We start from the raw sequence: 26362 nt of genomic DNA, 5'->3' as shown, positions 1-26362 counted from the left end.
GGCGGCCCGCGGAACCGTGCCGGAGTGCGGGCATGCCGAGCCTAGGCGAGGCACCGAGTGGTGGGGCAAAGACTTTTTGGTTACTTTTGGGGCGTTTGCCAAAAGTGACCCGCTGTAAGAGCGGAACCATAGGTGGCCGTTACCTAAATAACGGATATGTACACATACCCAGAAACAATTCCCCCCGCACTCCGCCGCTACCAAAACTGTTCCCATGACGCGCACGTAACCCCCGCCTGTGACCTTTCTCTACGGCAAGGTGCCATCACCGCAAATGCAGTTACCCGCCTACACACTTAAACTCGGAAAAATCACGCACCTTTTTCGCGCATGCATTTCCTACACTGCCCTTTCCTGGATCAGAATCCACGGCGAAACCACCACCGCCCACAAACTCGGATCCCGCTCAACCAGGTCCAATGCCCGCGTCGCAGACACCTCGCCAAGACTCCCCGCAGCCAGCCAGGCAGCGACTTTCTCACGGTTGTCCTCAGCCATGCCCTCGGCGGCCTCGATCAAATCCAGCCCGGCGTCGACCCACAATAGGGCACCCTTGGCAAAGAACGGCTCAAGCTCCTTCCAGGAAATTTCGGCAGTTTCACCAAGCAGCTTGGCATAGAGGGTGCTAGGTTCTTGCGTCATGGGAGTTCACCTGAAGAAAAAATCGGCGCAATCATACCGTCGAGCCCCAGGCAGAAAAACCCAGTTGCAAATGAGGCACCGAACGAAAGTGTCAGGAAAGCCAAGGATTGCCCGAAACTCTGGCATCACCCCGCCGCAATTCTGTCTTTTTCTTTCATTTAAGCGACATACCCGGGTTTTGCCCCCAGCAGCCAGCTTTTCAAGCGATCAACCGGCGCTCTACACTGTACCGGTACAGTTGCCAGGCCGCTGCCGGGGGATATCCGAGATATCTGATCCGGTTCTGCAGCTCACAAGGCCGCTAGAACTATAAAAAATACAACAGTAAGAGTGGAGCACTATGAATAAGGCTACTAAGCAGATTTCCAAACTGTTTGCCGCTATGGTCCTGGCCGGGGTTGCCAGCCATTCGTTCGCAGCTGACACCATCAAGATCGGTATTGCCGGCCCTAAAACCGGCCCTGTGACCCAGTACGGCGACATGCAGTTCATGGGTGCCAAGCAGGCCATCGCCGACATCAACGCCAAGGGCGGCGTAGATGGCAAAATGCTCGAAGCCAAGGAATACGACGACGCTTGCGATCCAAAACAAGCCGTGGCCGTAGCCAACAAAGTGGTCAACGACGGCGTCAAGTTTGTGGTCGGTCACCTTTGCTCCAGCTCCACTCAGCCAGCATCCGACATCTACGAAGACGAAGGCGTGATCATGATCACCCCGGCTGCCACCAGCCCGGAAATCACGTCCCGTGGCTACAAGCTGGTCTTCCGCACCATCGGCCTGGACAGCGCCCAGGGCCCTGCCGCCGGTAACTACATCGCCGACCACGTGAAGCCGAAAGTCGTAGCCGTTATCCACGACAAACAGCAATACGGTGAAGGCATCGCCACCGCCGTTAAACAAACCCTCGAGAAGAAAGGCGTGAAAGTTGCCCTCTTCGAAGGCATCAACGCTGGCGACAAAGACTTCGGTTCGCTGATCCAGAAGCTCAAGCAAGCCAACGTCGACTTCGTCTACTACGGCGGCTACCACCCTGAGCTGGGCCTGATCCTGCGCCAAGCCAAGGAAAAAGGCGTGAACGCCAAGTTCATGGGCCCTGAAGGCGTCGGCAACGACTCCATCTCGCAAATCGCCCAGAACGCTTCCGAAGGCCTGCTGGTTACCCTGCCGAAATCCTTCGACACCGATCCTGCCAACAAGGCAATCGTTGAAGAGTTCACCAAGAACAAGCAGGACCCAACCGGTCCGTTCGTGTTCCCGGCCTACTCGGCTGTTGAAGTGATCGCCGGCGGTATCGCTGCCGCGAAGAGCGAAGACACCGCCAAGGTGGCAGCGGCCATCCACGCCGGTACCTTCAAGACCCCGACCGGCGACCTGAGCTTCGACGCCAAGGGCGACCTGAAGGACTTCAAGTTCGTGGTCTACGAATGGCACTTCGGCAAACCAAAAACCGAAGTTTCCCCTCAGTAAGCCAGGCGTTACTGGTCAACAAGCCCACTGTGCAAGCAGTGGGCTTTGTTTTACGAGGTTTATGGGCCTGTCACCCGCGATCCGGGCGCTGGCTCACCTGAAAATCTTAAAACCGTCACCAGCGGTTCGCTGGCAAACGCTTTGTGCAACCTGATCACAGAACAGGGCACCGAGCCGGAAATTGACTCCACCAGTGAAATGCGTATCGGGTTTTTAGGAGCGCTGTAATGCCTGAGATCTATCATTTTTTCCAAACGCTGGTTAACGGCATGACCGTTGGCAGCACCTATGCCTTGATAGCCATTGGCTACACAATGGTTTACGGCATCATTGGAATGATTAACTTCGCCCATGGCGAGGTGTACATGATTGGTTCCTACGTGGCCTTCATCGCCCTTGCCGGGCTGGCCATGCTGGGTATCCATTCCCTGCCGCTGTTGATGACCGCTGCATTCCTGGCGTCCATCGTCGTAACCAGTGCCTATGGCTACAGTATCGAACGCGTTGCGTACCGCCCCTTGCGTGGCAGCAACCGCTTGATCCCGCTGATCTCTGCGATCGGCATGTCGATTTTCCTGCAGAACACCGTATTGCTGTCCCAGGATTCCAAGGACAAATCCATTCCCAACCTGATCCCGGGGAGCTTCTCCTTCGGCCCAGGCGGCGCACAGGAAGTGCTGATTTCCTATATGCAGGTCCTGGTCTTCGTCGTCACCCTGGTGGCAATGCTCGGCCTGACCCTGTTCATCTCTCGCTCCCGTCTGGGGCGCGCCTGCCGGGCCTGCGCCGAAGACATCAAGATGGCCAACCTGTTGGGCATCAACACCAACAACATCATCGCCCTGACCTTCGTCATCGGTGCCGCACTGGCGGCTATCGCTGCCGTGTTGCTGAGCATGCAGTACGGCGTGATCAACCCCAACGCTGGTTTCCTGGTGGGCCTCAAGGCCTTCACCGCAGCGGTATTGGGCGGCATCGGCAGCATTCCGGGTGCGATGCTCGGCGGGCTGGTGCTGGGGGTGGCTGAAGCCTTTGGCGCCGACGTATTCGGTGACCAGTACAAGGACGTGGTGGCATTCGGTCTATTGGTTCTGGTGCTGTTGTTCCGGCCGACCGGCATTCTGGGCCGTCCGGAGGTTGAGAAAGTATGAGCAGATATCTTAAATCGGCGTTTTTCAGCGCCTTGCTGGTCTGGGCCGTGGCCTTCCCGGTACTCGGGCTCAAGTTGAGCATTGTCGGGATCAACCTTGAAGTGCATGGCACCGGTCCCGTGACGTTGACCATCATTGCCCTGTGCTCGGTGTTGATGTTCCTGCGCGTGCTGTTCACTCAGCAGGTCGGCGCGCTCCTCAAGTCCAACCGTGGCCCGTTGGTATCGCCCAAGGTCAGCCAGTTCCTGACCCTGCCGCGCACCCAGCGCTACATCATCATCGGCCTGATCGTGGCCGCGTTGATCTGGCCGTTCTTCGGCTCCCGTGGTGCGGTGGATATCGCGACGCTGATCCTGATCTACGTGTTGCTGGGCCTGGGCCTGAACATCGTGGTGGGTCTGGCCGGCCTGCTCGACCTGGGCTACGTGGGCTTCTACGCGGTGGGTGCCTACACCTACGCGCTGCTCTCGCACTACCTGGGCTGGGGCTTCTGGATCTGCCTGCCACTGGCCGGCATGGCGGCGGCCACATTTGGCTTCCTGCTGGGCTTCCCGGTACTGCGCTTGCGCGGTGACTATCTGGCGATCGTGACCCTGGGCTTCGGTGAAATCATCCGTCTGTTCCTGCGTAACCTCACCGATATCACCGGCGGCCCCAACGGCATCAGCAGCATTCCCAAGCCGACGTTCTTCGGGCTGACGTTCGACCGCACCGCGGCCGAAGGCATGCAGACGTTCCACGAGTACTTCGGGATCGACTACAACCCGGTGAGCAAAGTGGTGTTCCTGTACCTGGTGGCCCTGCTGCTGGCACTGGCGGCGCTGTTCGTTATCAACCGCCTGCTGCGCATGCCGATCGGCCGCGCGTGGGAAGCGCTGCGCGAAGATGAAATCGCCTGCCGTGCACTAGGCATGAACCCGACCGTCATCAAGCTTTCGGCATTCACCCTCGGGGCCACCTTCGCCGGTTTTGCCGGCAGCTTCTTCGCCGCTCGCCAAGGTTTGGTGACTCCGGAGTCGTTCACCTTCATCGAGTCGGCAATCATCCTCGCCATCGTGGTACTGGGCGGCATGGGCTCGCAGCTGGGCGTGATCCTCGCGGCGATCGTGATGATCCTGCTGCCGGAAATGATGCGTGAATTCAGCGAATACCGCATGTTGATGTTCGGCGCCATGATGGTGCTGATGATGATCTGGCGACCTCAAGGCCTGCTGCCCATGCAACGTCCCCACATGGAGCTGCGCAAATGAGCCGCGAGATCCTGAAAGTCGAAAACTTGAGCATGCGCTTCGGCGGTTTGCTGGCGGTCAACGGCGTGGCCCTGACCGTGCAAGAGAAACAAGTCGTGGCCCTGATCGGCCCCAACGGCGCCGGCAAGACCACGGTGTTCAACTGCCTGACCGGCTTCTACAAGCCGGCTGGCGGCACCATCCTGCTGGACGGCCAGCCGATCCAGGGCCTGGCCGGCCACGAGATCGCCCGCAAGGGCGTGGTGCGGACCTTCCAGAACGTGCGGTTGTTCAAGGACATGACGGCGGTCGAGAACCTGTTGATCGCCCAGCATCGCCACCTGAACACCAACTTCTTTGCCGGCCTGTTCAAGACTCCGTCGTTCCGCAAGAGCGAGCGCGAGGCCATGGAATATGCAGCGTACTGGCTGGACAAGGTCAACCTCACCGAGTTTGCCAACCGTCCTGCCGGCACCCTGGCCTACGGTCAGCAACGGCGCCTGGAAATCGCCCGCTGCATGATGACCCGCCCGCGGATCCTCATGCTCGACGAACCGGCCGCCGGCTTGAACCCGAAGGAAACAGAAGACCTCAAGGCGCTGATCAGTGTGCTGCGTGAAGAAAACAACGCCACCGTGCTGCTGATCGAACACGACATGAAACTGGTCATGAGCATTTCCGACCATATCGTCGTGATCAACCAGGGCACGCCACTGGCCGACGGTACGCCGGAGCAGATCCGCGACAACCCGGAAGTGATCAAAGCCTATTTGGGGGAAGCGTAAAATGCTGCAATTCGAAAACGTTTCCACTTTCTACGGCAAGATCCAGGCGCTGCACAGCGTCAACGTGGAAGTGCGCCAGGGCGAAATCGTTACCCTGATCGGCGCCAACGGTGCCGGTAAATCCACGCTGCTGATGACCCTGTGCGGTTCGCCCCAGGCTCACAGCGGCAGCATCCGCTACATGGGTGAGGAGCTGGTGGGCCAGGCCTCCTCCGAGATCATGCGCAAGAGCATTGCCGTGGTTCCGGAAGGCCGCCGGGTATTTGCCCGCCTGACCGTGGAAGAGAACCTCGCCATGGGCGGGTTCTTCACCGACAAGGGCGATTACCAGGAGCAGATGGACAAGGTGCTGCACCTGTTCCCGCGGCTCAAGGAACGCTTCAGCCAGCGCGGCGGCACCATGTCCGGCGGCGAACAGCAAATGCTCGCCATCGGCCGCGCGCTGATGAGCAAGCCCAAGCTGTTGTTGCTGGACGAACCGTCCCTGGGGTTGGCGCCGATTATCATCCAGCAGATCTTCGACATCATCGAACAGCTGCGCAAGGACGGTGTGACGGTGTTCCTGGTGGAGCAGAACGCCAACCAGGCGCTGAAGATTGCCGACCGCGCCTACGTGCTGGAAAACGGCCGCGTGGTGATGCAGGGCAGCGGCGAACAACTGCTGACCGATCCGAAAGTACGTGAGGCTTATTTGGGCGGTTGATGCCCATCTGGTCAATGTATGAGCGGGCTTTTGTGGGAGCGGGCTTGCTCGCGAAGGCGGTGGATCAGCCAACTTGTTTGGTGACTGACCCACTGCCTTCGCGAGCAAGCCCGCTCCCACATTTGTTTGGTGTGAACCAAAGACTTTGGCGAAACCTGAAATTATTTTCCCCGGCTTTGTAACGAATCCCTTCCCCCTTTCTCTAGTGGTGTAAGCAGGCGAACATGCTTGCCAACTCAACCCACTGCTGGAGATACACCATGACTACCAAAACCCGCTCGCTGTCCGCCGCCACCCTCGTCCTGGCCCTGGGTTCGGCCCTGAGCCTGTCCGCCCTGACCACCACCGCCCACGCCGCCGATGACATGCAGAAATGCTTCGGTGTAGCCGAAGCCGGCAAGAACGATTGCGCCGCAGGCGCCGGCACTTCCTGCGCGGGCACCTCGAAGGTCAAGGATCAGGCCAACGCCTGGAAGCTGGTCCCGGCCGGTACCTGCCTGAAAACCCCAAGCACCACCTCGCCAACCGGCTTCGGCCAGGAAGCTGCCTTCACCGCCAAGTCCTGAAACCCTGCACAGCCTGAGTACTGACGATGACGCTCTCATTCACCCACTCCATCTCCCAGGCTCAGGCGCCCGGCCTCCCCCGTCGGGCCGGGCTGGGGCTCAAGAACGAGCACTTCAGTGAAGTGCTCGAGACGTCCCCCGATATCGGTTTTTTTGAAGTCCACGCCGAAAACTACATGGTGGCCGGCGGGCCTTTCCATCACTACCTGGGCTTGATCCGCGAACAGTACCCGCTGTCGCTGCACGGTGTAGGCCTGTCCATTGGCGGCGAAGGTCCGCTGAACGACGAGCACCTGGCGCGCTTGGCCACGCTGATCGAACGCTATCAACCCCACTCCTTTTCCGAACACCTGGCCTGGTCCAGCCACGGCCCGGTGTTTCTCAATGATTTGCTGCCGCTGGCGTATGACGATGAAACCCTGAAGCGGGTGTGCGAACACATCGACCAGGTACAAACCCGCCTGCAGCGGACCATGCTGCTGGAGAACCCGTCGACCTATCTGCAATTCCAGTGCTCCACCCTGGAAGAGACCGACTTCATCAGCGAAGCGATTCGCCGCACCGGCTGCGGGCTGCTGCTGGACGTGAACAATGTGTATGTGTCGTGCATCAACCATCAGCAAGACCCGCTGAAGTACATCGAGGCCTTGCCGTTGCACGCCGTGGGCGAGATTCACCTGGCAGGGTTTGCCGAAGACACCGACAGCCTCGGCGACCGTTTGCTGATTGACGATCACGGCGCCCCCATCGACAACGCGGTATGGCAGCTCTACCAGCACGTGCTCAGCCGCACCGGGCCGGTCGCCACGCTGATCGAGCGCGACAACCAGGTGCCGGCGTTCAGCGTGCTGCACGCTGAAGCACGCGAGGCCGACCGGTTTCTGCTGGAGGTGCGTGCATGAGCCGCCAGGACGTCTTTAGCCGCGCACTGCTGTCCCCCGACGAAAACTGCCCGCAAGGCTTGTTCAGCCGCAACGGCGCCGATCCGGCCGGTCGTTTTGCGGTGTATCGCAACAATGTCCATAGCTCGCTGATCAACGCGCTGGCCGCCGGCTACCCGGTCACCCTGCAACTGGTGGGCGATGAGTTTTTTCGGGCGATGGCCGGTGTGTATGTCCAGGGTTTCCCGCCGACAAGCCCTCTGATCAATGAGTACGGCAGCGACCTGGCGGACTTTATCCAGGGCTTCGCGCCCGCCGCCAGCGTGCCTTACCTGGCTGATGTGGCGCGCCTGGAGCGATTGCGGGTGAGGGCCTACCACGCGGCAGACGCACAGCCACTGGATCAACAGGAGGTCATCGCCACCCTGCAACAACAGTCGGACCTGGGCGAACTGCGCCTGCAACTGCATCCATCCCTGGCCACCCTGAACTCGGCCTACGCCGTGGTGGCTTTATGGGCGGCGCATCAGACCGGCGAATCCCTCGCCACCCTCGACCCCTTCCATGCCCAAAGCGCGCTGGTGCTACGCAATGGCCTGCACGTGCAGGTATTTCACATCGACAGCGGCTCAGCGACGTTTATCAACAGCCTGAACAACGGTTGGCCATTGGAAATGGCCGTGGCCTACGCCCTCGATGCGGCCGCCGAATTTGACCTGCACCAATGCCTGGCCCTGCTGATCGGTCACGGCGCCATCACCCACTTGCACACAGAACCCAAGGTATCGCCATGAACACCACCGCTCCCGGGCTGATCCAACGGATCATCCAGTGCTTCGAGAAAATCCCCTACAGCCTGATCGCCTTTGTCGCACGCTTCTCTATCGCAGCAGTGTTCTGGAAATCCGGCCAGACCAAAGTGGAAGGCCTCGCCGTGGACCTGATCGGCGGCACGTTCCAACTGGGCTGGCCGCACTTGGCGCCGTCCACCCTGCCGCTGTTTCGCAGCGAATACCACGTGCCGCTGCTGTCTGCGGAAGTGGCGGCACACATGGCTGCGTTCGCCGAGCATTTCTTCCCGGTGCTGATCCTCGTGGGGTTTGCCACGCGATTCTCGGCGCTGGCGCTGCTGGGCATGACCCTGACCATCCAGCTTTTCGTCTACCCGGACGCCTACCCGACCCACGGCACCTGGATCGCATTGCTGCTGCTGTTGATGGCCAAGGGGCCGGGCAGCTTCTCGATTGATCACCTGATTGCGCGACGCTACCGCTAAAGGCGATCGAGGGCCTCGCCGCTGCGCTTGAACCAGCCCACCAGATAATCTGCGAGTACCTGGGTGCGGCGCGGCAGGCCGCCCTGATACGGATGGACCAGGTACATCGGCATGCTGCGGGTCTGATAATCCCGCAGGAGCCAGCGCAGGCGACCGTCAGCCAATTCCGCGTGCAGCACGTAGGACGGCAAGCGCGCGATGCCCGCCCCCACCAGTGCAGCCTTCTTCAACAAGTTGTAATGGTTGGAGGCAAAGGTCCCGGATACCCGAACCCGCAGCAGCTCATGCTGCTGGTGATACAGCCACTCTTCACGACCACTGTAGTGGCTGTTCAGCAAGCAGTTGTGGCCCACCAGTTCCGCCGGCGTCAGCGGCTCGCCGTGCTGTTCCAGGTAAGCCGGGCTGGCGCAGGTCATCTCGTGCCAGGCGAGCAACGGCTTGGCGACCAGACGCTCGTCGTTGGCGACCTCCGAACGTACCGCCAGGTCGAAGCCATCCCGCGCCAGGTCCCGGTACTGGTTGTTGAGCTCCAGTTCGATCTGCACCTGCGGGTACTCCCGGGAAAACTCCAGCAACAGACCGTCGAAGAAGGTTTCGCCCAGGGACACCGGAACCGTCATACGCACCGGGCCGACGAGATCATCCTTGAGCCTGGCCAATGCCTGACGTGCCCGCTCCACCTGGACCACCAACGCCTGGGCTTGCGGCAACAGCGCCGCACCCGCCGCCGTCAGGCTCAGGCGGCGGGTGGTGCGATGCAACAACACCACCGAAAACTGCGCTTCCAACTGGCTGATGCGCTTGGACAGTTGCCCTTTGCTGCAGCCCAGTTGCTGGGCCGCCAAGGTAAAGCTGCCGGCTTCGATCAACACGGCAAACGCGGCGAGGTCATCCATTTCGCTCATGGATTGTTTCCAATTGAAAACCAAAGGTTGCCTATTAGTGCACTTATCCGCGCAAAAAATCACTCTAGACTGAAACCTCACCTACACATCTGGAGGAAGGCACGATGAAAATCCTGTTGATTGGCGCAAGCGGTACCGTGGGTTCGGCGGTGAAGGCAGAACTGTCCCAACGTCATGAAGTGATCAGCATCGGTCGCAAAAGTGGCGACTTCCAGGTCGATATCAGCGACAGCGCCTCGATCCGCAAACTGTTCGAACAGACCGGCAAATTCGACGCACTGATCTGCGCCGCCGGCAGCGTCAACTTCGTGCCCCTGGGCGACATGAGCGAAACCGACTTTGACCTGGGCCTGCAAGACAAGCTGATGGGCCAGGTCAACCTGCTGCTGATTGGCCGCGAGTTCGCCAATGACGGCGCGTCGTTCACCTTCACCAGCGGCATTCTCAACCGCGATCCGATTCGCACCGGTGCTTCGGCTGCCCTGGTCAACGGCGCGCTGGATGCATTCGTGAAAGCCGCTGCGATCGAACTGCCCCGCGGCCTGCGCATCAACTCGGTCAGCCCTACCGTCCTGCTGGAAGCCATGGGCAGCTACGCGCCGTACTTCCGTGGGTACAAACCGGCTCCGGGTGCAGAAGTGGCGTTGGCCTACGCGAAAAGCGTGGAAGGCTTGCAGACCGGGCAGACGTTTATCGTTGGTTGATTCAACCTGTGTCCCGGGCTTGTGATGCACCGCCAGCCTGCGTAACGTGGCGGCACTTATCAGGAGACCCGATGATGCGTGCCGCCCGTACCCTAGCCTTGTTTGCCCTGCTGCCCCTGTTCGCCGCCTGCCAGATGTTCGATAACGAGCCGGCCAAGCCCTCTCTCGCCGGGATGACCCGCATGCAGGGCGAGTTGACGGCCCAGGGTGACAAACTGCTGTTCCAGCCCTGCAACGACAAACGCAACTACGTGGTCAACGACACCGGTGGCACCAGCATCCTGCAGGAGGCCGCCTCCCTGGCCGGCCAGCAAGGCGCACTGTTTGCCGACCTGCGTGGCAAGTTCTCCGGCGTCGCCAGCGGCACCCAGGGCACGGTGGACCTGCAACAGGTGTACCGCGTCGAGCGCTCGACCTCGGCCTGTGATGACCCGGACTTCAAGCGCATGATCCTGCGGGCCAACGGCCACAAACCGGCCTGGGCGATGAACGTCACCGCCAAGGGCATGGTGCTGGAGCGTGAAGGCCAGCCACCATTGGCCGTGCCGTATGTGGAAGAGCAATCGGGCGACGGACGGTTCAACCTGATGACCGAAGCGAATAACCAGCACATCGAACTCTGGGTGGCCCCGCAACGCTGTGTCGACAGCGCCAGCGGCAGCCTGCAGCACATGTCCGCTGAGCTTCGGGTCAACGGCCAGGTGCAACGCGGTTGCGCGTCGTTCGGCGGTTCGCGAGACGACTGATTGCGCCCTGCGCTGTTTTAGCATGACGGGAAACCGCTGTTGGGGCTTATAATCGCCGGTTTGCAAAACAGCCGGCCTCTTTGCCCGCCGCCTACCGGATTCCTGTCATGTTACGAATCACCGAACTCAAGCTGCCCATCGACCATCCCGAAGAAGACCTGCGGCCTGCCATTGTGCAACGCCTGGGCATCGCCAGTGATGACCTGCTCGATTTCACCCTGTTCAAACGCAGCTACGACGCCCGCAAGAAATCGTCGGAGCTGTGCTTCATCTACACCATCGACCTGGAAGTCAAAGGCGAGGCGGCCCTGCTGCTCAAGTTCGCCGACGACCGCAACGTCAACCCGGCGCCGGACATCAGCTACAAGGTCGTGGGCCATGCGCCGGAAGGCCTGACCGAGCGGCCGATCGTCGTCGGTTTTGGCCCGTGCGGGATCTTCGCCGGGCTGTTGCTGGCACAGATGGGTTTCAAGCCGATCATCCTCGAGCGCGGCCGCGAAGTGCGCCAGCGCACCAAGGACACCTGGGGCCTTTGGCGCAAGAATGTGCTGAACCCGGAATCCAACGTGCAGTTCGGTGAAGGCGGCGCCGGGACCTTCTCCGACGGCAAGCTCTACAGCCAGATCAAGGACCCGAAATTCCACGGTCGCAAGGTGCTGCACGAGTTCGTCAAGGCCGGTGCGCCAGATGAAATCCTCTACGTCAGCAAGCCGCACATCGGTACGTTTCGCCTGACCGGCGTCGTGGAAAACATGCGCCAGCAGATCATCGCCCTGGGCGGTGAAGTGCGCTTCGAGCAGCGGGTCACCGACGTGCTGATCGAAGACGGCCAGTTGAATGGCGTGGTGGTGGATGGCGGCGAGCAGATCCTGTCCAAGCACGTAATCCTGGCCCTCGGCCACAGCGCCCGCGATACCTTCCGCATGCTGCATGGCCGTGGCGTGTACATGGAAGCCAAGCCGTTCTCGGTGGGTTTCCGTATCGAACACCCGCAGTCGCTGATCGACGCTGCACGCCTGGGCAAGTACGCCGGCCACCCGAAACTCGGGGCCGCCGATTACAAACTGGTGCACCACGCCAAGAACGGCCGTTCGGTGTACAGCTTCTGCATGTGCCCGGGCGGTACCGTGGTCGCGGCGACATCAGAGCCGAACCGCGTAGTAACCAACGGCATGAGCCAGTACTCCCGTAACGAACGCAACGCCAACTCCGGGATCGTGGTGGGCATCACCCCGGAAGTGGATTACCCGGGCGGCCCGCTGGCCGGGATCGAGTTGCAGGAACGCCTGGAATCCCACGCGTTCATCCTCGGCGGCAGCAACTACGAAGCACCGGCGCAGCTGGTGGGTGATTTCATCGCCGGCAAGCCGTCCACCGCCATCGGTACCGTGGAGCCATCCTACAAGCCCGGCGTAGCCCTGGGTGACCTGGCGCTGGCGTTGCCGCAGTTTGCCATCGAAGCCATCCGCGAAGCGTTGCCGGCGTTCGAGAAGCAGATCAAGGGCTACTCGCTGCACGACGCGGTCCTGACCGGGATCGAGACCCGCACTTCATCGCCGCTGCGGATTACCCGTAATGAGTCGATGCAGAGCCTGAACGTGAAAGGCCTGTTCCCGGCGGGCGAAGGTGCCGGTTATGCCGGTGGGATTTTGTCGGCGGGTGTCGACGGGATTCGGATTGCCGAGGCGCTGGCGCGGGATATGTTGGGCCTGGAGGCTTAACCACTGCGCTGAAAACGCAGCAGATCAAATGTGGGAGCGGGCTTGCTCGCGAATGCGGTGGATCAGCCGAATCATGTATTGGCTGACACTCCGCATTCGCGAGCAAGCCCGCTCCCACATTGATAATGCGGTGTTTTAGATATTGGCGCGCAGGATGCTTTCCGGCAACGGTTGCCCCCGCTCGACACTCGCCGCAACGGCCGCAATCAAACCCTCCAACTCATACCCCTGCCCTGCCAGCCAGGCCTGATCGTAATAGGTCGTGGCATAGCGCTCACCGCCGTCGCACAAGATCGCCACGATCGAGCCCGACTCCCCTGCCGCCTTCATCTGCTGCGCCGCGATCAACGCACCGATCAGGTTGGTGCCACTTGAGCCGCCTACTCGCCGCCCCAAGCGCTGCGCCAGGTAATGCATGGCCGCCAGGGACAGCGCATCCGGCACCTTGACCATCGCATCAATCACTTTCGGCAGGAACGACGCCTCAACCCGTGGCCGGCCAATACCTTCGATGCGCGAGCCACAGTCCAGGCGCAGGCTGGCGTCGCCGCTCAGGTAGTAGTCGAAAAACACCGAACGCTCCGCGTCCGCGCACAACACTCGGGTGCAGTGCTGGCGATAACGCACATAACGCCCCAACGTCGCCGTGGTGCCACCCGTGCCGGGGCTGGAAATCAGCCAACTCGGCTCCGGATAACGCTCAAAGCGCAGTTGCTGGAAGATCGATTCAGCGATGTTGTTGTTCGCGCGCCAGTCAGTGGCACGTTCGGCATAGGTGAACTGGTCCATGAAATGACCACCGCTTTCCTGCGCCAGGCGCTCGGATTCAGCGTAGATCTGCGTCGGATCCTGCACCAGATGGCTCTTGCCCCCGTAGAACGCGATCTGCGCAATCTTTTCCTGGGAAGTGGTGGCCGGCATCACCGCAATAAACGGCAAGCCCAGCAGCCTGGCGAAGTACGCCTCGGAAATCGCCGTGGAACCGCTGGAGGCTTCGATCACCGGTGCACCGGGCTTGAGCCAGCCGTTGCACAACGCATAGAGGAACAACGAACGCGCCAACCGATGTTTCAGGCTGCCGGTGGGATGGCTGGACTCATCCTTGAAATACAACTCGATACCTGGCAAACCCTGCATTGGCAAGGGGATCAGGTGGGTGTCGGCGCTGCGCTGGAAGTCCGCTTCAATAATGCGAATGGCTTCGCGGGCCCATTGGCGGTTGTCGCTCATGATCGGTTTCTCTAAGGATTTCAGACCTGATCTTAGGATGTTTCCTACACTCCACACAGATACAGTCATGACTCAATTGGACACACAATTTTCGGGGTCTGGCGCGCAAGTGATCAGACCGATTCCTTATAACAAATAAGAATATAACTTTTGTTTTAACAACTAACGGTACGGGTTAGGGTACCCACCTATTGAACTTTGATTGGAGAGCATCCCTTGCCTCTGCGTAGCACTTTCACTCGTTTCTTCCAGCTGGAAGCCGCCAGCGGTCTGCTCCTGATCGCTGCTGCCGCTTTGGCGCTGATCATCAACAACTCACCGCTGTCGCACCTCTACGCAAGTTTTCTCGACGTGCCGGTGGTTGCACAAATCGGCGCCCTGAAAATCGCCAAGCCGGCGCTGCTGTGGATCAACGATGGCCTGATGGCCCTGTTCTTCCTGCTGATCGGCCTTGAGGTCAAACGCGAGTTGCTCGACGGCCAACTGTCCAAGCCTTCGCAAGTGGTACTGCCGGGAGCGGCAGCCATCGGCGGCATGGTCGTGCCGGCGCTGATCTATTGGGCGCTGAACAAGGACAACCCGGCCGCCCTGGGTGGCTGGGCAATCCCCATGGCCACCGACATTGCCTTCGCCCTGGGCGTATTGGCCCTGCTGGGCAAGCGCGTGCCGGTTTCGCTGAAGCTGTTCCTGATGACCCTGGCCATCATCGACGACCTTGGCGCAATCATCGTGATCGCCATCTTCTACTCCACCGACCTGTCCGGGGCGTCATTGGGCGGCGCAGCGGCATGCCTGATCGCCTTGATTGCGATGAACCGGCTGGGTGTCGTCAAGCTGGGGCCCTACATGATTGTCGGGCTGATCCTGTGGGTCTGCGTGCTCAAGAGTGGCGTGCACGCCACCCTGGCGGGCGTGACATTGGCGTTCTGCATCCCGCTGCGCACCAAAAACGCCGAACCATCGCCGCTGCTGACCCTGGAACACGCCCTGCATCCCTGGGTGGCCTACGCGATCCTGCCGCTGTTTGCCTTTGCCAATGCCGGCGTCTCGCTGGTGGGCGTCAACCTGGAAAGCTTCACCCACCACGTGCCAATGGGCATCGCCGCCGGCCTGCTGCTGGGCAAGACCGTTGGCGTACTGGGCTTCACCTGGGTCATGGTAAAAACCGGCCTTGCCGCACTGCCCGCCGGCGCCAACTGGGGCCAGGTGCTCGGCGTGGCGGTCCTGTGCGGCATCGGCTTCACCATGAGCCTGTTTGTCGGCTCCCTGGCGTTTGTGCCGGGCAGCAGTGAATACGCGGGTATGGACCGGATGGGCATCCTGACCGGGTCGATACTGGCGGCGCTGATCGGGTATGCAGTAACGGCGATGGCCAGTCGCAAGCAGGCACTCGCTCAGGTCTAATCACTTTTGGAGCCGGCTTGCCGGCTCCAGTCTCCTCTCGGCCCATTCGGCGCCATCTCACAGAAGCGTCCTACATCCCCCCTCCGCGGCTTGCAATAACGTCGTGCTCCCGGCTCCGCCGCCGGACGTCGTTATGCAACACGCCAGGAGGGCACGATGGCAAACAGCAAGGATATCCCCCAAGTCTGGCGATGCTACGGGACCGGCACGGGGGGTTACCGTCGGCTCGAGTACATGAGCGAGCGCGAGCTGGCTGATCGTGAGGCCAGGCAGCGAGCATACGAAGCCATGCTTGCCCGTCAGGAGGTCTACGAGGCCAGACGCAAAGTGGAGCGACCGCCAGCAACATTGCCCATCGCGGGCTGCGTCTTCGCCAAGTCCTGCAACCTGCCGGACGCCCACATCGACTACAACAATCCATCCGGCTATGTACCGCTTGACCCCATAGGAGACTATGGCGAGCACGTTCTGCTGGGTGGTCGTGAAACGGACATCGAGGGGCTGCTGTCACTCAAAAAGATCAGCGGCAGCGCACTCCCGGCTGGGCTAGGGACATTGGCACTGGGTGGCTCAGCGGTTAGTGGCGCCTCCAGCATCGCAGCGAGTGTTGGAACAGCTGGGGCCGGACTGATGCTTGGGGTTGCAGCCCTCGTCTGGCCCTCCAGCCTGGGCGATAGTGCGCTTTACAGCGACCGTCAACTGCGCTCAATGCCACGGGCACGCACCCGAGCCCGCCTGCATATCGAGCAACTTGCTGACGGCACGCTCAAGGGATACGCCTTCTACACCGGGAAAAATCGCGACTGGGAAATGGTTGATGTCGTGCAGTTTGGCCAGCGCGGCACGCAGCAGGTCGCGGACTTGGGCGACGGCGTCGAGCTGATCTGGACGCCTGCTGTCGACCCCGCTGACACCCTCGGCATTCCTGCATTGGAGGCTGCACCGCAGGCGCCGCAAATCTGGGTGTATCCGCCAACCGAGAAGGCCGACAACATCATCGTTGATCCGATCTATCCGCCGGAATACAGGGATTTTATTCTGGTGTTTCCGGCGGGTTCGGGTATTCGACCTCTGTATATCGTCGTAAGCCTGAGGTATGAGGACGCCCCCTATCACGGAAAAAAAGATAACGCTGTCAAAAGCAGAAAGCCGACTAACGGCCTGGATGCGCTTAATAACTCGGTAGAGCTGAATCCGCCAAACTCACGTAGACGCATAGGGATTGACCCACACACAAAAGAGTTTGTAGTGATCGATCGCACCTCAGAAGGCGTTTACCACGGTCATGTGAGACTGTGGAGTGAGCTAAGACAAGAGATGAAAAATGCTTTAATAAAAGCGAACAAAACAGATCGAAAAGGAAAGATTCTGGGAGCCGAAAAATGAGTTTGCGCTATCACGACCCTTCTTTAAGTCAGGATGAAGCTATAAGCTTTATAGCCACTAATGACCTGACCAAGGTCACAGAAGCTCTAATATCCATCGGCCTTAACGAGACAGATGCTATCTGGGCACAAGAAACCTGTCTCAAGTACGCAAACAATGACAACGAGGACATCGCGTCGGCTGCCATCATTGCGATAGGCCACATTGCGCGCCGTTTCGGTGAGTTGGATATGGCGAAGGTTACGCCCGTGCTGCAGCAAGCAAAAAGAAAATCTCCTTCTCTGAGTGGGGTCGTACAAGACGCACTTGACGATATTCAGATGTTCACCTGACGTCCCGGATTTTCTCCAACAAAAAACCCCAACCGGCCACCCGGTTGGGGTTTTTCTTTTCCTGCAACCTTACCCTTAGCGAGTAACGCGGCTGGTTCCGTCCACCGTCATGATGCGAACGCGGTCGCCGATGCGGAAGATTTCGTTCTCTTGAACCGCCTGGACGTAGGCGCGCATGCTGCCATCATCTTCGCGGACGGTGATTTCAACACCCTGGGTGCGGGTCAGGCCTTCCTCGGTGGCCGAGCCCAGCAGGCCGCCGGCGACTGCGCCGATAACGGCGGTCACGATGCTGCCACGGCCGCCGCCGATGGCGCTGCCGCCAACGCCGCCGATGACTGCGCCCGCAGCGCCGCCGATTGGGGTCTTGGTGCCTTCGATTTTCACCGGACGCAGGGATTCGATGGTGCCCATGCGAACAGTCTGTACACGACGAGCTTCGTCACGGGAGTACGAGTCGCCGGTCAGACTCGAGGCGCAGCCACCCAGCAGCAGCGACAGGGTGGTAAAGCAGGCAACTAGTAAAACGGACTTACGCATAGCATCAACTCCAAAGGACAGGTATCCATTAAACCGCTGTGGCTTGCCGCCTGTCACGGCATGCCGGGCAGAAAATTGTTTTCATTCAGCCTTAGTACAGAGAACCTGTACCGAAAAACTCGACGAACGGTAGCAATCCCACCTCCGTCAGGATCTTGATGGACGCTGTCATCATTGTAGCTAACGGCCGCATAACGCAGCGCAGCGCTACCCATCCAAGGCCTCTGACTAGAGACTTCGGCGTGCAGCGCTACATTCAGGCGAGGTGACGAAAGGTGGGCTCAGGGCGCCAGGCGCTCACGGGTCCAGTCGGCCCCCTGCAAGCGGAAGTTCAAGCGGTCGTGCAAACGACTCGCGCGGCCTTGCCAGAACTCGATGCGCTCCGGCAGCAGGCGGTAACCACCCCAGTGTTCGGGGCAATCAGGCTGGGTATCGCTGAAGCGTTGTTCGGTGGCCTTGAGCAGCGCCTGCAACTCTTCGCGGTCCCTGATTACCCGGCTTTGCGGTGAAGCCCAGGCACCCAGGCGGCTACCCAGGGGACGGACCTGGAAGTAAGCATCCGACTCCTCGGGCGAGACCTTGACCACCCGACCTTCGATGCGCACCTGGCGCTCCAGGGTCGGCCAGAAGAAGGTCATGGCGGCAAACGGTCGCGCCGCGAGCTGTTCGCCCTTGGCGCTCTGATAATTGGTGAAGAAGGTAAAGCCTTGTGTATCCAGGCCCTTGAGCAGCAGGATCCGGCAGTGCGGGCGACCGTCCTGGTCCACCGTAGCCAGGGTCATGGCATTGGCCTCCACCGGTGGCTGTTCGGTTTTCACCGCGTCGGCGAACCACTGGTGGAACAAGGCAAACGGTTCATCCGGGGCCTGGGCCTCGCTCAAACCGTCCCGTGTGTAGTCACGGCGCATATCGGCCAGTGCCTGGGTCATGCGGCTTTATCCTTCTTGCTCAAATAATCAGTTCTTCGCCTGGTCGTTGGTAGCAGCTGGAGCGGCGGCCTTGGCAGGTGCTGGCTTTTTAGCGGCAGGCTTGGCCGGGGCCTTTTTGGCAGCCGGCTTGGCGGCAGCTTTCTTGGCCACGGTTTTTTTCGCCGGAGCGGCAGCTTTTTTGACCGGAGCAGCGGCTGGAGCAGGAACGTCCTGCACAGCGACCATTTCAGCCTTCGGCGGGTTGGCCGAGTTGTACTTGCTCAATAGGGCCAGCATGGTGGTGCGCTGGGTGAACATGATTTCCATGCGACGGTTCAGGGCGCGGCCCTGGTTGCTGTCGTTGGCGGCACGCGGCATCAGGTCACCCATGCCACGCAGCATCAGGCGGTCCTGCTTCAGGCCGCTGAGGCTGAAGATCGAAGCGATGGACTGTGCACGCTCCTTGGTCAGGGCCTGGCTCACCGGCTCGGCACCCGAGGTATCTACATGGCCCAGGACCAGTACGGCAGTTTTCGGATCGCCTTCAACGGCCTTGGCAACACGGGTGAACGGACCCAGGGTCACCGGCAGCAACATCGCCGGGCGTTTCGGGTTGTAGGAGCCATCAACCGGGGCAATCACCACCAATACGTTGTCGCGGCGTTCCAGTTGCAGGTTGCTGTCCTTGATCGCGAGACGCAGGCGTGGCTCGTAGTCGTCCAGCCAGGCCTGGGTGATTTTTGGATCAGGCATCGGGATGTTGGCGACGTCGACCTTGGCCAATGGCTTTGGCTTGCTTTCGAACGGCCACCACCATTTGGTATCGGTATCCGTCTTGGCAACGGCAGGTGCAGCGGCCGGTGCATCAGCCGGGGCGCCGGAGGCAGGCGTTGCCGCCTTGAGGTCGGCCTTCAGGTCTGCCTTGGCGTCGTCGGCTTTCGACGAGAACGGCCACCAGCTGGAGCCGGTATCCGCCTTGGCAACCGGAGCAGGTGCAGCAGCGGCGGGTGCTACCGGCGCTGGCGCCTTGGCCGCTACCGCCGGCTTGGCATCCGGCTTGGTGTCGGCCTGGCTCACTGCGTCCTTGGTAGCAGCCTTATCGGAGCCAAATGACCACCAATGCCCGCCCTCGGCATCATTTTGTGGGGTTTGTGCACAGCCAGTAATAGTGAGGCATAGCGCCAGTGCCAAGGACTTGTTCGATAACATGAGATATCCACAAAATGAGAAAAAACCAGGGGCCTGAATGACCCGTTAAACAGACGCTTTTGGAACATTAAAGTTACAACATTTTGCCTAGCGTCTTTTTGTATGTGCCTTTGTAACAAAAAAACGCAAGACAGCAAGCTATTTACAGACAACCGGCCAATATTCTTACCAACTTTTGCGCCCGCGGGTCCATAAGTACATAAGGGCCCAATGTATTGGTCACGAAACCAAAGGCTACATCATGTTCCGGATCGGCAAACCCCACCGAACCACCGGCCCCGGGATGCCCAAAGGCCCGTGGGCCAAGGCCGAACGTGGCGTTTGGCACGTGCGGTTGATCCAACATGCAACCCAGCCCGAACCGGGTTTGTGTCAATAAGGTTTTATCCGGGCCGATACTGTGTTCGCGGGTCAACTCTTCGAGCATATCGGCTTCCAGCAAACTACCGTCGAGCAGCCCACTATAAAAACCCGCCAGACTTCGCGCATTACCGTGACCATTTGCCGCTGGCTGCTGCATACGCCGCCATTCGGGTTTATTAGTGCTGGTCAGAATAGACGGTGGATTGGTAAATGCACGGGTAGTCATCGCCGTCGGCTCGCGCATCGTTACTTGAAGTAAACGTTGTGCCGCCTCATCGCCAACATTGCCCTTGCCTCGGGCTATATGGGCAACTCGATAAAACTCTTCATCCGCCAACCCCACATGAAAATCCAGGCCCAGTGGCCGTGCAACCCGGGCCACGATGGACTCGCCTGGCCCACGACCGTCGGCGCGGCGCAGCAACTCGCCCACCAGCCAACCATAGGTAATCGCCGCATAACCGTGCCCTTCCCCGAGCTTCCACCATGGCGCTTCGGCGGCGAGGGCGTCGACCATCATCTGCCAGTCGTACAGGGCTTCGGCGGGCAGCGTTTCACGCAGGGCCGGCAACCCGGCCTGGTGGCAGAGCAGATGGCGCAGGGTAATGGCTTCCTTGCCCGCGGCAGCAAACTCCGGCCAGTACTTGGCGACCGGCGCATCCAGCTGCAACTTGCCTTCGGCCACCAGTTGCAGCGCCGTGACGGCCGTAAAGGTCTTGGTGCAGGAGAACAGATTGGCAATGGTGTCGCTGTGCCAGGCCTCGGCACCGTCCTTGTCGGCGGTACCGGCCCACAAGTCGACGACGGTTTCGCCGCCAATCTGGATGCACAGCGCGGCACCACGTTCCTGAGGGTCGTCGAACAGCGCGGCGAAGGCTTCACGCACCGCTTCGAATTGAAGCTCGTAATGACCCTGAATCTGCACCTAAGCCCCCTTGGAAAAGTACTACAGAAAGTGGCCGACATTGTTCCAGCCATTGAGCGATTTGTGAACCCGCTCTCGTCGATCAGCCCCCATCAATGACCTTTGCCGGAATGCCCGCCGGAATGCTCTGCACCCGGCGCTGCTGCATTGCCTTCACGCCCGGGCTTGCCGCCCTCACCGGCGTGGACCGCTGCGGCAGCCTTGGCCTTTTCGGCCTCCTTGCCCAGCTGATCGACGGCAGCCAGGTTACTTTTGCGCACACTGTCGACAAACCCCTGGAACGGCACATCGGTGATGCCGACCAGGCCGAAGTGGCCGTTTTCGCCGTCAAGCAAACGGCCGGTAACCGGCTGGTCCAGGTACTGGAACCAATGCACGCCGACGATCGACGGCTCGGCCATGGCCTGCTTCAGGAAGTTGGCGTAGGCAACCCCACGATCCTCTTCCCGGGCCAGCTGCGTCACGCCGCCCCAGAACGGGCCGCGGTCCGCCGAGCCGAAGTTGAATTCGGTGATCAGCACCGGCTTGTCCAACGTCCGCAGGGCCGCGAAGTCGTAGCCGTCCTGAGGCTTGAGGGTGTACATGTTGAAGCTCAGCACATCGCAATATTGCGCGCAGGACGCCACCGCTTCCGGCGTGCTGACCGCGTATCGGCCACCCAGCAACAGCTGGTTGGGCGCATGCCATTTCAATGCATCGGAGATGGTCTTGAAGTAGGCGTCGGCAAAGGTCTTCTGGAAGTACTTGAAGTCCGCTTCGATTTCCGGGTGCTCCGGGCTTGGCATTGGCGGCACAAAGCCCGGGTCTTCCATCAGTTCCCAGGCGGGCAGCTCGATGCCCCAGGCCCTGGAAAGCCCCTCCTGGTTGCGGTACTTGTCGCGCAATTGCTTGAGAAACGCGCGCTTGGCCGGCACGTCGGTGGTCATGCGCAGGGTGCCGTAGGCCAGGGCGTAGCGGGATTTCGCATCATCACCGGGACCGGCCCAGGCCAGTTCGTTGTCGGCAAAGAAGCCGATCAGCCACGGGTCGTCGCGATGGTCACGGGCGGCAATTGCCACCGCACGCTCGGTGGCCATGGCGAAGCGCGGGTCGAACGGGTCGGGCATGCCGCCCCACCAATCGGTGCCGGTGCTGATGCTCGCGTAATCACCGACGATCGACAGTGGCAAGGTGTAAGGCACGCGGTCGGCGGTCGCCAGCTGCGGCGCACTCCAGTTGCCCACAGTATTGAAACCCCAGGCCCGCAGGCGGTCGAGGGTGTGGCTGACCCAGCGTTTCTGGTCGAAACCTTCCGGAGCACAAGGTGCCGGCGGCACGCACGGCTGGCCATAGGTACGCTGCAGGTTGGCGCCATAGAAGTCGTACCAGCGGCCGACATTAAAGCTGCGCCCCTGATCGGCACCATTGCCGCTGCGGCTGTCACCGCTGCCGTAGTATTTGTCGAAAGGCTCGCCGGCCTTGGGCAGCGCGGCAAACATCCATTCGCGGCCCGCCACGTAGGTCTGGCTGTTGTCCGGGGCGACGGTGTTGACGCCCAGGGAGTAGAACGGATGGCCTTCCGGTGTCACCAGGTACCAGCGCCCGTCGCGCTTCTCGGTGCGGAAGAAGCCGCTGGCGTCAAAGGCCGGGCCCTTGTTCCAGCCGCCGAATTTGTCCAGGGAGGCCTTGTCGCGCTCGGCCAGCCAGCCCTTGAGCTGTTGCTGTTCCTTGACCGCTGCGGCCCTCAACTGCTCGTCGCTGCTGACTTTCTCCGGCCACCGGGCGCGGGTGGACTGCCCATAGGCGTCCACCAGATCGCTGTAGGTAGCCTTGAGTACCGGCGCGATGTCCTGCACGCCAAAGCGTTCGAGCAAGATGCTTTGGGCAACGTTCGGCTTGATCATCGACAGGGTCACCGACACGATCTGGCTGCGGTCGATCTCCCCTTCGCTGCTGGCCAGCAGCACGCGCTGGCCATCGACGGTGATCGGCATCGGCGGGCCGGCCTTCATCCCCTGGCTCAGGGGCGAGTTGGCTTGCAGCGGAATCAACAGCGTTTGCGCGGGACCGGCTGGCAGGTCGATACGGCTGAACAGCGTCCGGCCGTCATTGCTCTGCACCTTGACGTACAGGGTCAGCGCCCAGTCCATCGCACTTTGAATACGCAGGCTCATGGCACCGGATTGCGACCAGTCCCAGGCGCCGGTCTGCGGGCTGAGCACCAGGCTCGGTTCGGCCGCCGGGTTGAAGGTGATACGGCGCAGCACTTCGCCTTCAGCGGTTTGTTCGGCGTTGTATTGCGGCAGGCTGGCGTCCTGGGTCGCCACCTTGACCACATCGGCGGGCCGTACAAAGTTGAACAAGGTTTGTTGCCCGGCAGGCGCAGCCAGCAATGGCGCGGCAAACAACAGGGCAAAAACAGCGGGCAGCGTGCGAATCATGTGAACAAGGTTCTCCCAAACGGCCGGTGACTGGCCTGATGACGTGAAGCGATGGTGAGATAGACCACAAAGTGGGCGAATTCGCCCACTGGGCCTTAAGAAATTTCCCGCCGAAACGGCGGTAAAGCATTCAGGATAGCTTTCCCATAGCGCTGGGTAACCAGACGCCGGTCAAGCAAGGTGATGGTGCCGCGATCTTCTTCGGTACGCAGCAGGCGGCCGCAGGCCTGGACCAGTTTCAAGGAAGCGTCCGGCACCGAGATCTCCATGAACGGATTGCCGCCCCGGGCTTCGATCCATTCGGCCAACGCGGCTTCCACCGGATCATCCGGCACCGAGAACGGGATCTTGGCGATCACCACGTGTTCGCAGTAGGCACCGGGCAAATCCACACCCTCGGCGAAACTCGCGAGGCCGAACAGCACGCTGGAATCGCCGCCATCCACCCGCGCCTTGTGCTTGTTCAGGGTTTCCTGTTTCGACAGGTTGCCCTGGATAAACACTTGCTTGCGCCAGTCACGGTCGAGGCCGTCGAACACGTCCTGCATCTGTTTGCGGGACGAGAACAACACCAGCGTGCCCCGTGAGCCCTCCACCAATGATGGCAGGTCACGAATGATCGCCGCCGTATGGGCCGGCGCATCCCGTGGGTCGGCCTTGAGGTCCGGTACCCGCAGCACACCGGCGTCGGCGTGATGGAACGGGCTGGGCACCACGGCGGTGACGGCCTTCTTCGGCAGCCCGGCGCGCATGCGGAAGCGGTCGAAGGTGCCCAGGGCCGTCAGCGTAGCCGAGGTGACCAAGGCACCGTAGGCCACGTTCCACAGATTGCGTCGGAGCATTTCCGCCGCCAGGATCGGGCTGGCGTTGACCTCGATATCGAACAGCGCACCGCTTTCCGACAGGGTCAGCCAACGGGCCATGGGCGGGTTGTCTTCCGGGTCTTCGACGGTAAAGGCGGTCCACAACTCCCAGTTGCCCTGGGACCGGGACAGCAGGCTGCCAAACAGCGGGTACCATTCTTCAGCCTGATTGCTGGCGATGCCGATATTGACCTCGCCATCCATGCCTTCCTTGAGCAAATCGGTGAGACGGGTGAACAAGTCGGTCAGGCGCGAAAAGCCCTTTTTCAGCTCGACGCCCATTTCGCGCATGTGCTCGGGGATCAGCCCGCCAACGAAACGATGGCGCGGCCGTTCGCGACCTTCCACATCTTCGCCGGGCTTGAAGTCTGCCACCTGCTCGCAGGCGCTGAACATGAATTGCTGCTGGGTCTTGATCTCCCGCGCCAGCTCCGGCACCTGCTCGATCAACTTGCCCAGGTCGCCCGGCAGCGGGTGCTGGGCGAGCAACTTGGTGAGGTTCTTGGCCGTGGTTTCCAGCCAGTCGGCGGTGGAGCGCAGCCGCGTGTAGTGAGCAAAGTGGCCGATGGCCTTGTCGGGCAGGTGATGGCCTTCGTCGAACACGTAGAGTGTGTCGCGCGGGTCGGGCAACACGGCGCCGCCCCCCAGGGCCAGGTCGGCGAGGACCATGTCATGGTTGGTGACAATAACGTCGACCTTGCCCATGCCCTCCCGGGCCTTGTAGAAGGCGCACTGGCCGAAGTTGGGGCAATGACGGTTGGTGCACTGGCTGTGATCGGTGGTCAGCCGTGCCCAGTCGGCGTCTTCCAGGGCATTGGGCCAGCTGTCGCGGTCGCCGTCCCATTTATTGCCCGCCAGTTTCTCGATCATGCTGGTAAACAGCTTCTGACTGACCTCATCGACTTCGATCTTGAAGCCTTCTTCTTCGAACAGCGAGGCAGTGGCGGTTTGCGCGTGGCCTTCCTGCAACAGCACGTCGAGCTTGGACAGGCACATATAGCGCCCACGGCCCTTGGCCAGGGCGAAGGTGAAATTCAGGCCGCTGTTGCGCATCAGGTCGGGCAGGTCTTTGTAGACAATCTGCTCTTGCAGGGCGACGGTAGCGGTGGCAATCACCAGGCGCTTGCCGGCGGCCTTGGCGGTGGGGATCGCCGCCAGGCTGTAGGCCACGGTTTTACCGGTACCGGTGCCGGCCTCGACGGCCACCACGGCGGGGTCGCCACTGCGCCGACCTTCGTCGTCGGTGTCGATATCCCCGAGGACCTTGGCGACTTCGGCGATCATCAGGCGCTGGCCGTACCGCGGTTTCAAGCTCTTGGCTTCGAGAAAACGCGAGTAGGCGCCCTGGATCGTGGTTTTGAGTTCAGTGCTGATCATGGATAGTCGGGCGCAAAAAACGCTGGATAAATTTTCAGTGGTTCGGATCGGCCGCTATCATACCCCGCTAATTAATCCCGCGCAGAACGGAGTACCCCAATGACCGTCTTTAGCTTCGCTTACACCCTGCATGTACTGGCCGCCCTGATCTGGGTCGGCGGTATGTTTTTCGCCTGGATGATCCTGCGCCCCGCCGCCATGGCCGCGCTGGACGGGCCGGCCCGGCTGAAACTCTGGGTAAATGTGTTTCAACGTTTTTTCGTGTGGGTCTGGGTGGCGGTGCTGGTGTTGCCGATCAGCGGTGTCGGCCTGCTGCAACTGCGCTTCAGCGGGTTTGAGACCGCGCCGCGTTATGTACAGCTCATGATGGGGTTGTATGTGGTGATGACGGCGCTGTTTATCCGGATTCAGGCGCTGAAGTTGCCGGAGCTGCGCGTGGCGGTGGCGGCTGAGGATTGGCCGGCCGGGGCTGCGGCCTTGGGGCAGATTCGTAAATTGGTGGGGATCAACTTGATAGTGGGGTTGGTGCTGGTGGCGATTGCTTCGGCACGGCCGATGTTCTAAAGCGCCTAGTAGACCGCTTTCGCGAGCAAGCCCGCTCCCACATTTGGAATGCGTTTCAAATGTG

Annotated in this window: 26 protein-coding genes; 17 read left to right on the top strand and 9 right to left on the bottom strand. The window is 60.9% G+C overall.

What is annotated here, in order from left to right; all coding sequences use genetic code 11:
• Nucleotides 1-339: 339 nt before the first annotated feature.
• Nucleotides 340-642 carry a DUF2288 domain-containing protein gene (locus tag HX818_RS30055; RefSeq protein WP_003211652.1) on the bottom strand — a complete coding sequence of 101 codons (303 nt, stop codon included), beginning with the start codon at nt 640-642 and terminating at the stop codon, nt 340-342.
• 340 nt (nt 643-982) lie between these two features.
• Here HX818_RS30055 and HX818_RS30050 point away from each other — a divergent pair, with 340 nt between their 5' ends.
• The 10 genes from HX818_RS30050 (at nt 983) to HX818_RS30005 (ending at nt 8701) form a co-directional block, all read left to right on the top strand.
• Nucleotides 983-2110, top strand: coding sequence for a branched-chain amino acid ABC transporter substrate-binding protein (locus tag HX818_RS30050; RefSeq protein WP_087693197.1), 1128 nt, complete (start codon nt 983-985; stop codon nt 2108-2110).
• 45 nt (nt 2111-2155) lie between these two features.
• On the top strand, nt 2156-2338 hold the full coding sequence (locus HX818_RS30045) for a hypothetical protein (RefSeq protein ID WP_003211657.1): 183 nt from the start codon (nt 2156-2158) through the stop codon (nt 2336-2338).
• Entirely contained in the window at nt 2338-3261 is a 924-nt protein-coding gene (gene livH, locus HX818_RS30040; RefSeq protein WP_017137212.1) for a high-affinity branched-chain amino acid ABC transporter permease LivH, read from the top strand. The genes HX818_RS30045 and livH overlap by 1 nt, the downstream gene beginning before the upstream one ends.
• Complete coding sequence (locus tag HX818_RS30035) at nt 3258-4511, top strand: high-affinity branched-chain amino acid ABC transporter permease LivM (RefSeq protein ID WP_003211661.1); 1254 nt, start codon at nt 3258-3260, stop codon at nt 4509-4511. Before livH ends, HX818_RS30035 begins: the two co-directional genes overlap by 4 nt.
• Nucleotides 4508-5275, top strand: a complete 768-nt coding sequence (livG, locus tag HX818_RS30030; RefSeq protein WP_003211663.1) for a high-affinity branched-chain amino acid ABC transporter ATP-binding protein LivG — start codon at nt 4508-4510, stop codon at nt 5273-5275. The genes HX818_RS30035 and livG overlap by 4 nt, the downstream gene beginning before the upstream one ends.
• A gap of 1 nt (nt 5276) precedes the next feature.
• A complete protein-coding gene (locus HX818_RS30025) occupies nt 5277-5978 on the top strand; it encodes an ABC transporter ATP-binding protein (RefSeq protein ID WP_003211664.1) in 702 nt (233 codons plus the stop codon).
• A 260-nt stretch (nt 5979-6238) separates the two neighbouring features.
• Nucleotides 6239-6544, top strand: a complete 306-nt coding sequence (locus HX818_RS30020; protein WP_003211666.1) for a DUF2282 domain-containing protein — start codon at nt 6239-6241, stop codon at nt 6542-6544.
• Nucleotides 6545-6570: 26 nt separating this feature from the next.
• The gene (locus HX818_RS30015; RefSeq protein WP_003211668.1) at nt 6571-7446 is read left to right on the top strand and encodes a DUF692 domain-containing protein; all 876 of its coding nucleotides are present in this window, start codon (nt 6571-6573) and stop codon (nt 7444-7446) included.
• Complete coding sequence (locus HX818_RS30010; RefSeq protein WP_102368254.1) at nt 7443-8219, top strand: DUF2063 domain-containing protein; 777 nt, start codon at nt 7443-7445, stop codon at nt 8217-8219. The genes HX818_RS30015 and HX818_RS30010 overlap by 4 nt, the downstream gene beginning before the upstream one ends.
• Entirely contained in the window at nt 8216-8701 is a 486-nt protein-coding gene (locus tag HX818_RS30005; protein WP_003211673.1) for a DoxX family protein, read from the top strand. The genes HX818_RS30010 and HX818_RS30005 overlap by 4 nt, the downstream gene beginning before the upstream one ends.
• Here HX818_RS30005 and HX818_RS30000 read toward each other — a convergent pair.
• Nucleotides 8698-9606 (bottom strand): LysR family transcriptional regulator, encoded by a 909-nt coding sequence (locus tag HX818_RS30000; RefSeq protein WP_003211675.1) that lies wholly within the window; start codon nt 9604-9606, stop codon nt 8698-8700. The two genes, HX818_RS30005 and HX818_RS30000, sit on opposite strands and share 4 nt — an antisense overlap.
• Nucleotides 9607-9710: 104 nt before the next feature.
• Here HX818_RS30000 and HX818_RS29995 point away from each other — a divergent pair, with 104 nt between their 5' ends.
• From HX818_RS29995 to HX818_RS29985, 3 genes are all read left to right on the top strand, one after another.
• Nucleotides 9711-10310 (top strand): short chain dehydrogenase, encoded by a 600-nt coding sequence (locus tag HX818_RS29995; RefSeq protein ID WP_003211677.1) that lies wholly within the window; start codon nt 9711-9713, stop codon nt 10308-10310.
• 74 nt (nt 10311-10384) lie between these two features.
• The gene (locus HX818_RS29990; RefSeq protein WP_003211681.1) at nt 10385-11056 is read left to right on the top strand and encodes a COG3650 family protein; all 672 of its coding nucleotides are present in this window, start codon (nt 10385-10387) and stop codon (nt 11054-11056) included.
• Between the two features lie 107 nt (nt 11057-11163).
• Nucleotides 11164-12777, top strand: coding sequence for an NAD(P)/FAD-dependent oxidoreductase (locus HX818_RS29985; protein ID WP_177021288.1), 1614 nt, complete (start codon nt 11164-11166; stop codon nt 12775-12777).
• A 135-nt stretch (nt 12778-12912) separates the two neighbouring features.
• Here the strand turns inward: HX818_RS29985 and HX818_RS29980 are convergent, their stop codons facing one another.
• Nucleotides 12913-14010 (bottom strand): PLP-dependent cysteine synthase family protein, encoded by a 1098-nt coding sequence (locus tag HX818_RS29980; RefSeq protein ID WP_173406096.1) that lies wholly within the window; start codon nt 14008-14010, stop codon nt 12913-12915.
• Between the two features lie 213 nt (nt 14011-14223).
• On the opposite strand from HX818_RS29980, the gene nhaA reads away from it, so the two are divergent.
• The 3 genes from nhaA to HX818_RS29965 all read left to right on the top strand — a co-directional run bounded on the left by nhaA (nt 14224) and on the right by HX818_RS29965 (nt 17129).
• The gene (gene nhaA, locus HX818_RS29975; protein ID WP_177021287.1) at nt 14224-15411 is read left to right on the top strand and encodes a Na+/H+ antiporter NhaA; all 1188 of its coding nucleotides are present in this window, start codon (nt 14224-14226) and stop codon (nt 15409-15411) included.
• 156 nt (nt 15412-15567) lie between these two features.
• A complete protein-coding gene (locus HX818_RS29970; RefSeq protein ID WP_008432082.1) occupies nt 15568-16797 on the top strand; it encodes an S-type pyocin domain-containing protein in 1230 nt (409 codons plus the stop codon).
• The gene (locus HX818_RS29965; RefSeq protein WP_134325849.1) at nt 16794-17129 is read left to right on the top strand and encodes a hypothetical protein; all 336 of its coding nucleotides are present in this window, start codon (nt 16794-16796) and stop codon (nt 17127-17129) included. Before HX818_RS29970 ends, HX818_RS29965 begins: the two co-directional genes overlap by 4 nt.
• Nucleotides 17130-17204: 75 nt before the next feature.
• Here the strand turns inward: HX818_RS29965 and HX818_RS29960 are convergent, their stop codons facing one another.
• The 6 genes from HX818_RS29960 to dinG form a co-directional block, all read right to left on the bottom strand.
• The gene (locus HX818_RS29960; protein ID WP_003189251.1) at nt 17205-17669 is read right to left on the bottom strand and encodes a glycine zipper 2TM domain-containing protein; all 465 of its coding nucleotides are present in this window, start codon (nt 17667-17669) and stop codon (nt 17205-17207) included.
• A 281-nt stretch (nt 17670-17950) separates the two neighbouring features.
• Nucleotides 17951-18598 (bottom strand): pyridoxamine 5'-phosphate oxidase, encoded by a 648-nt coding sequence (gene pdxH / locus HX818_RS29955; RefSeq protein WP_003211693.1) that lies wholly within the window; start codon nt 18596-18598, stop codon nt 17951-17953.
• Nucleotides 18599-18625: 27 nt separating this feature from the next.
• Nucleotides 18626-19786 carry an OmpA family protein gene (locus tag HX818_RS29950; RefSeq protein WP_177021286.1) on the bottom strand — a complete coding sequence of 387 codons (1161 nt, stop codon included), beginning with the start codon at nt 19784-19786 and terminating at the stop codon, nt 18626-18628.
• A 142-nt stretch (nt 19787-19928) separates the two neighbouring features.
• A complete protein-coding gene (locus HX818_RS29945; protein WP_003211696.1) occupies nt 19929-21074 on the bottom strand; it encodes an EstA family serine hydrolase in 1146 nt (381 codons plus the stop codon).
• 92 nt (nt 21075-21166) lie between these two features.
• On the bottom strand, nt 21167-23494 hold the full coding sequence (locus tag HX818_RS29940; protein ID WP_008432094.1) for a beta-galactosidase: 2328 nt from the start codon (nt 23492-23494) through the stop codon (nt 21167-21169).
• 95 nt (nt 23495-23589) lie between these two features.
• Nucleotides 23590-25734 (bottom strand): ATP-dependent DNA helicase DinG, encoded by a 2145-nt coding sequence (gene dinG / locus HX818_RS29935; RefSeq protein WP_008432096.1) that lies wholly within the window; start codon nt 25732-25734, stop codon nt 23590-23592.
• A 99-nt stretch (nt 25735-25833) separates the two neighbouring features.
• On the opposite strand from dinG, the gene HX818_RS29930 reads away from it, so the two are divergent.
• Entirely contained in the window at nt 25834-26298 is a 465-nt protein-coding gene (locus tag HX818_RS29930) for a CopD family protein (protein WP_177021285.1), read from the top strand.
• Nucleotides 26299-26362: the final 64 nt, after the last annotated feature.

This window comes from Pseudomonas sp. F9001 (genome assembly GCF_013385435.1).
Taxonomy (GTDB): domain Bacteria; phylum Pseudomonadota; class Gammaproteobacteria; order Pseudomonadales; family Pseudomonadaceae; genus Aquipseudomonas.
This window is presented reverse-complemented; position numbering and strand designations above follow the sequence as displayed.

Bases quoted from the DNA above. Each gene is read 5' to 3' on its own strand.
- HX818_RS29985 (WP_177021288.1), top strand. From the start codon at position 11,164: ATGTTACGAATCACCGAACTCAAGCTGCCCATCGACCATCCCGAAGAA.
- HX818_RS30000 (WP_003211675.1), bottom strand. From the start codon at position 9,606: ATGAGCGAAATGGATGACCTCGCCGCGTTTGCCGTGTTGATCGAAGCC.
- HX818_RS30010 (WP_102368254.1), top strand. From the start codon at position 7,443: ATGAGCCGCCAGGACGTCTTTAGCCGCGCACTGCTGTCCCCCGACGAA.
- HX818_RS30015 (WP_003211668.1), top strand. From the start codon at position 6,571: ATGACGCTCTCATTCACCCACTCCATCTCCCAGGCTCAGGCGCCCGGC.
- HX818_RS30055 (WP_003211652.1), bottom strand. From the start codon at position 642: ATGACGCAAGAACCTAGCACCCTCTATGCCAAGCTGCTTGGTGAAACT.
- HX818_RS29950 (WP_177021286.1), bottom strand. From the start codon at position 19,786: ATGTTATCGAACAAGTCCTTGGCACTGGCGCTATGCCTCACTATTACT.
- HX818_RS29965 (WP_134325849.1), top strand. From the start codon at position 16,794: ATGAGTTTGCGCTATCACGACCCTTCTTTAAGTCAGGATGAAGCTATA.
- pdxH (WP_003211693.1), bottom strand. From the start codon at position 18,598: ATGACCCAGGCACTGGCCGATATGCGCCGTGACTACACACGGGACGGT.
- HX818_RS29990 (WP_003211681.1), top strand. From the start codon at position 10,385: ATGCGTGCCGCCCGTACCCTAGCCTTGTTTGCCCTGCTGCCCCTGTTC.
- HX818_RS29930 (WP_177021285.1), top strand. From the start codon at position 25,834: ATGACCGTCTTTAGCTTCGCTTACACCCTGCATGTACTGGCCGCCCTG.
- HX818_RS29970 (WP_008432082.1), top strand. From the start codon at position 15,568: ATGGCAAACAGCAAGGATATCCCCCAAGTCTGGCGATGCTACGGGACC.
- HX818_RS29960 (WP_003189251.1), bottom strand. From the start codon at position 17,669: ATGCGTAAGTCCGTTTTACTAGTTGCCTGCTTTACCACCCTGTCGCTG.
- HX818_RS30035 (WP_003211661.1), top strand. From the start codon at position 3,258: ATGAGCAGATATCTTAAATCGGCGTTTTTCAGCGCCTTGCTGGTCTGG.
- HX818_RS30020 (WP_003211666.1), top strand. From the start codon at position 6,239: ATGACTACCAAAACCCGCTCGCTGTCCGCCGCCACCCTCGTCCTGGCC.
- HX818_RS30050 (WP_087693197.1), top strand. From the start codon at position 983: ATGAATAAGGCTACTAAGCAGATTTCCAAACTGTTTGCCGCTATGGTC.
- livG (WP_003211663.1), top strand. From the start codon at position 4,508: ATGAGCCGCGAGATCCTGAAAGTCGAAAACTTGAGCATGCGCTTCGGC.
- dinG (WP_008432096.1), bottom strand. From the start codon at position 25,734: ATGATCAGCACTGAACTCAAAACCACGATCCAGGGCGCCTACTCGCGT.
- HX818_RS29995 (WP_003211677.1), top strand. From the start codon at position 9,711: ATGAAAATCCTGTTGATTGGCGCAAGCGGTACCGTGGGTTCGGCGGTG.
- livH (WP_017137212.1), top strand. From the start codon at position 2,338: ATGCCTGAGATCTATCATTTTTTCCAAACGCTGGTTAACGGCATGACC.
- HX818_RS30005 (WP_003211673.1), top strand. From the start codon at position 8,216: ATGAACACCACCGCTCCCGGGCTGATCCAACGGATCATCCAGTGCTTC.
- HX818_RS30025 (WP_003211664.1), top strand. From the start codon at position 5,277: ATGCTGCAATTCGAAAACGTTTCCACTTTCTACGGCAAGATCCAGGCG.
- HX818_RS29940 (WP_008432094.1), bottom strand. From the start codon at position 23,494: ATGATTCGCACGCTGCCCGCTGTTTTTGCCCTGTTGTTTGCCGCGCCA.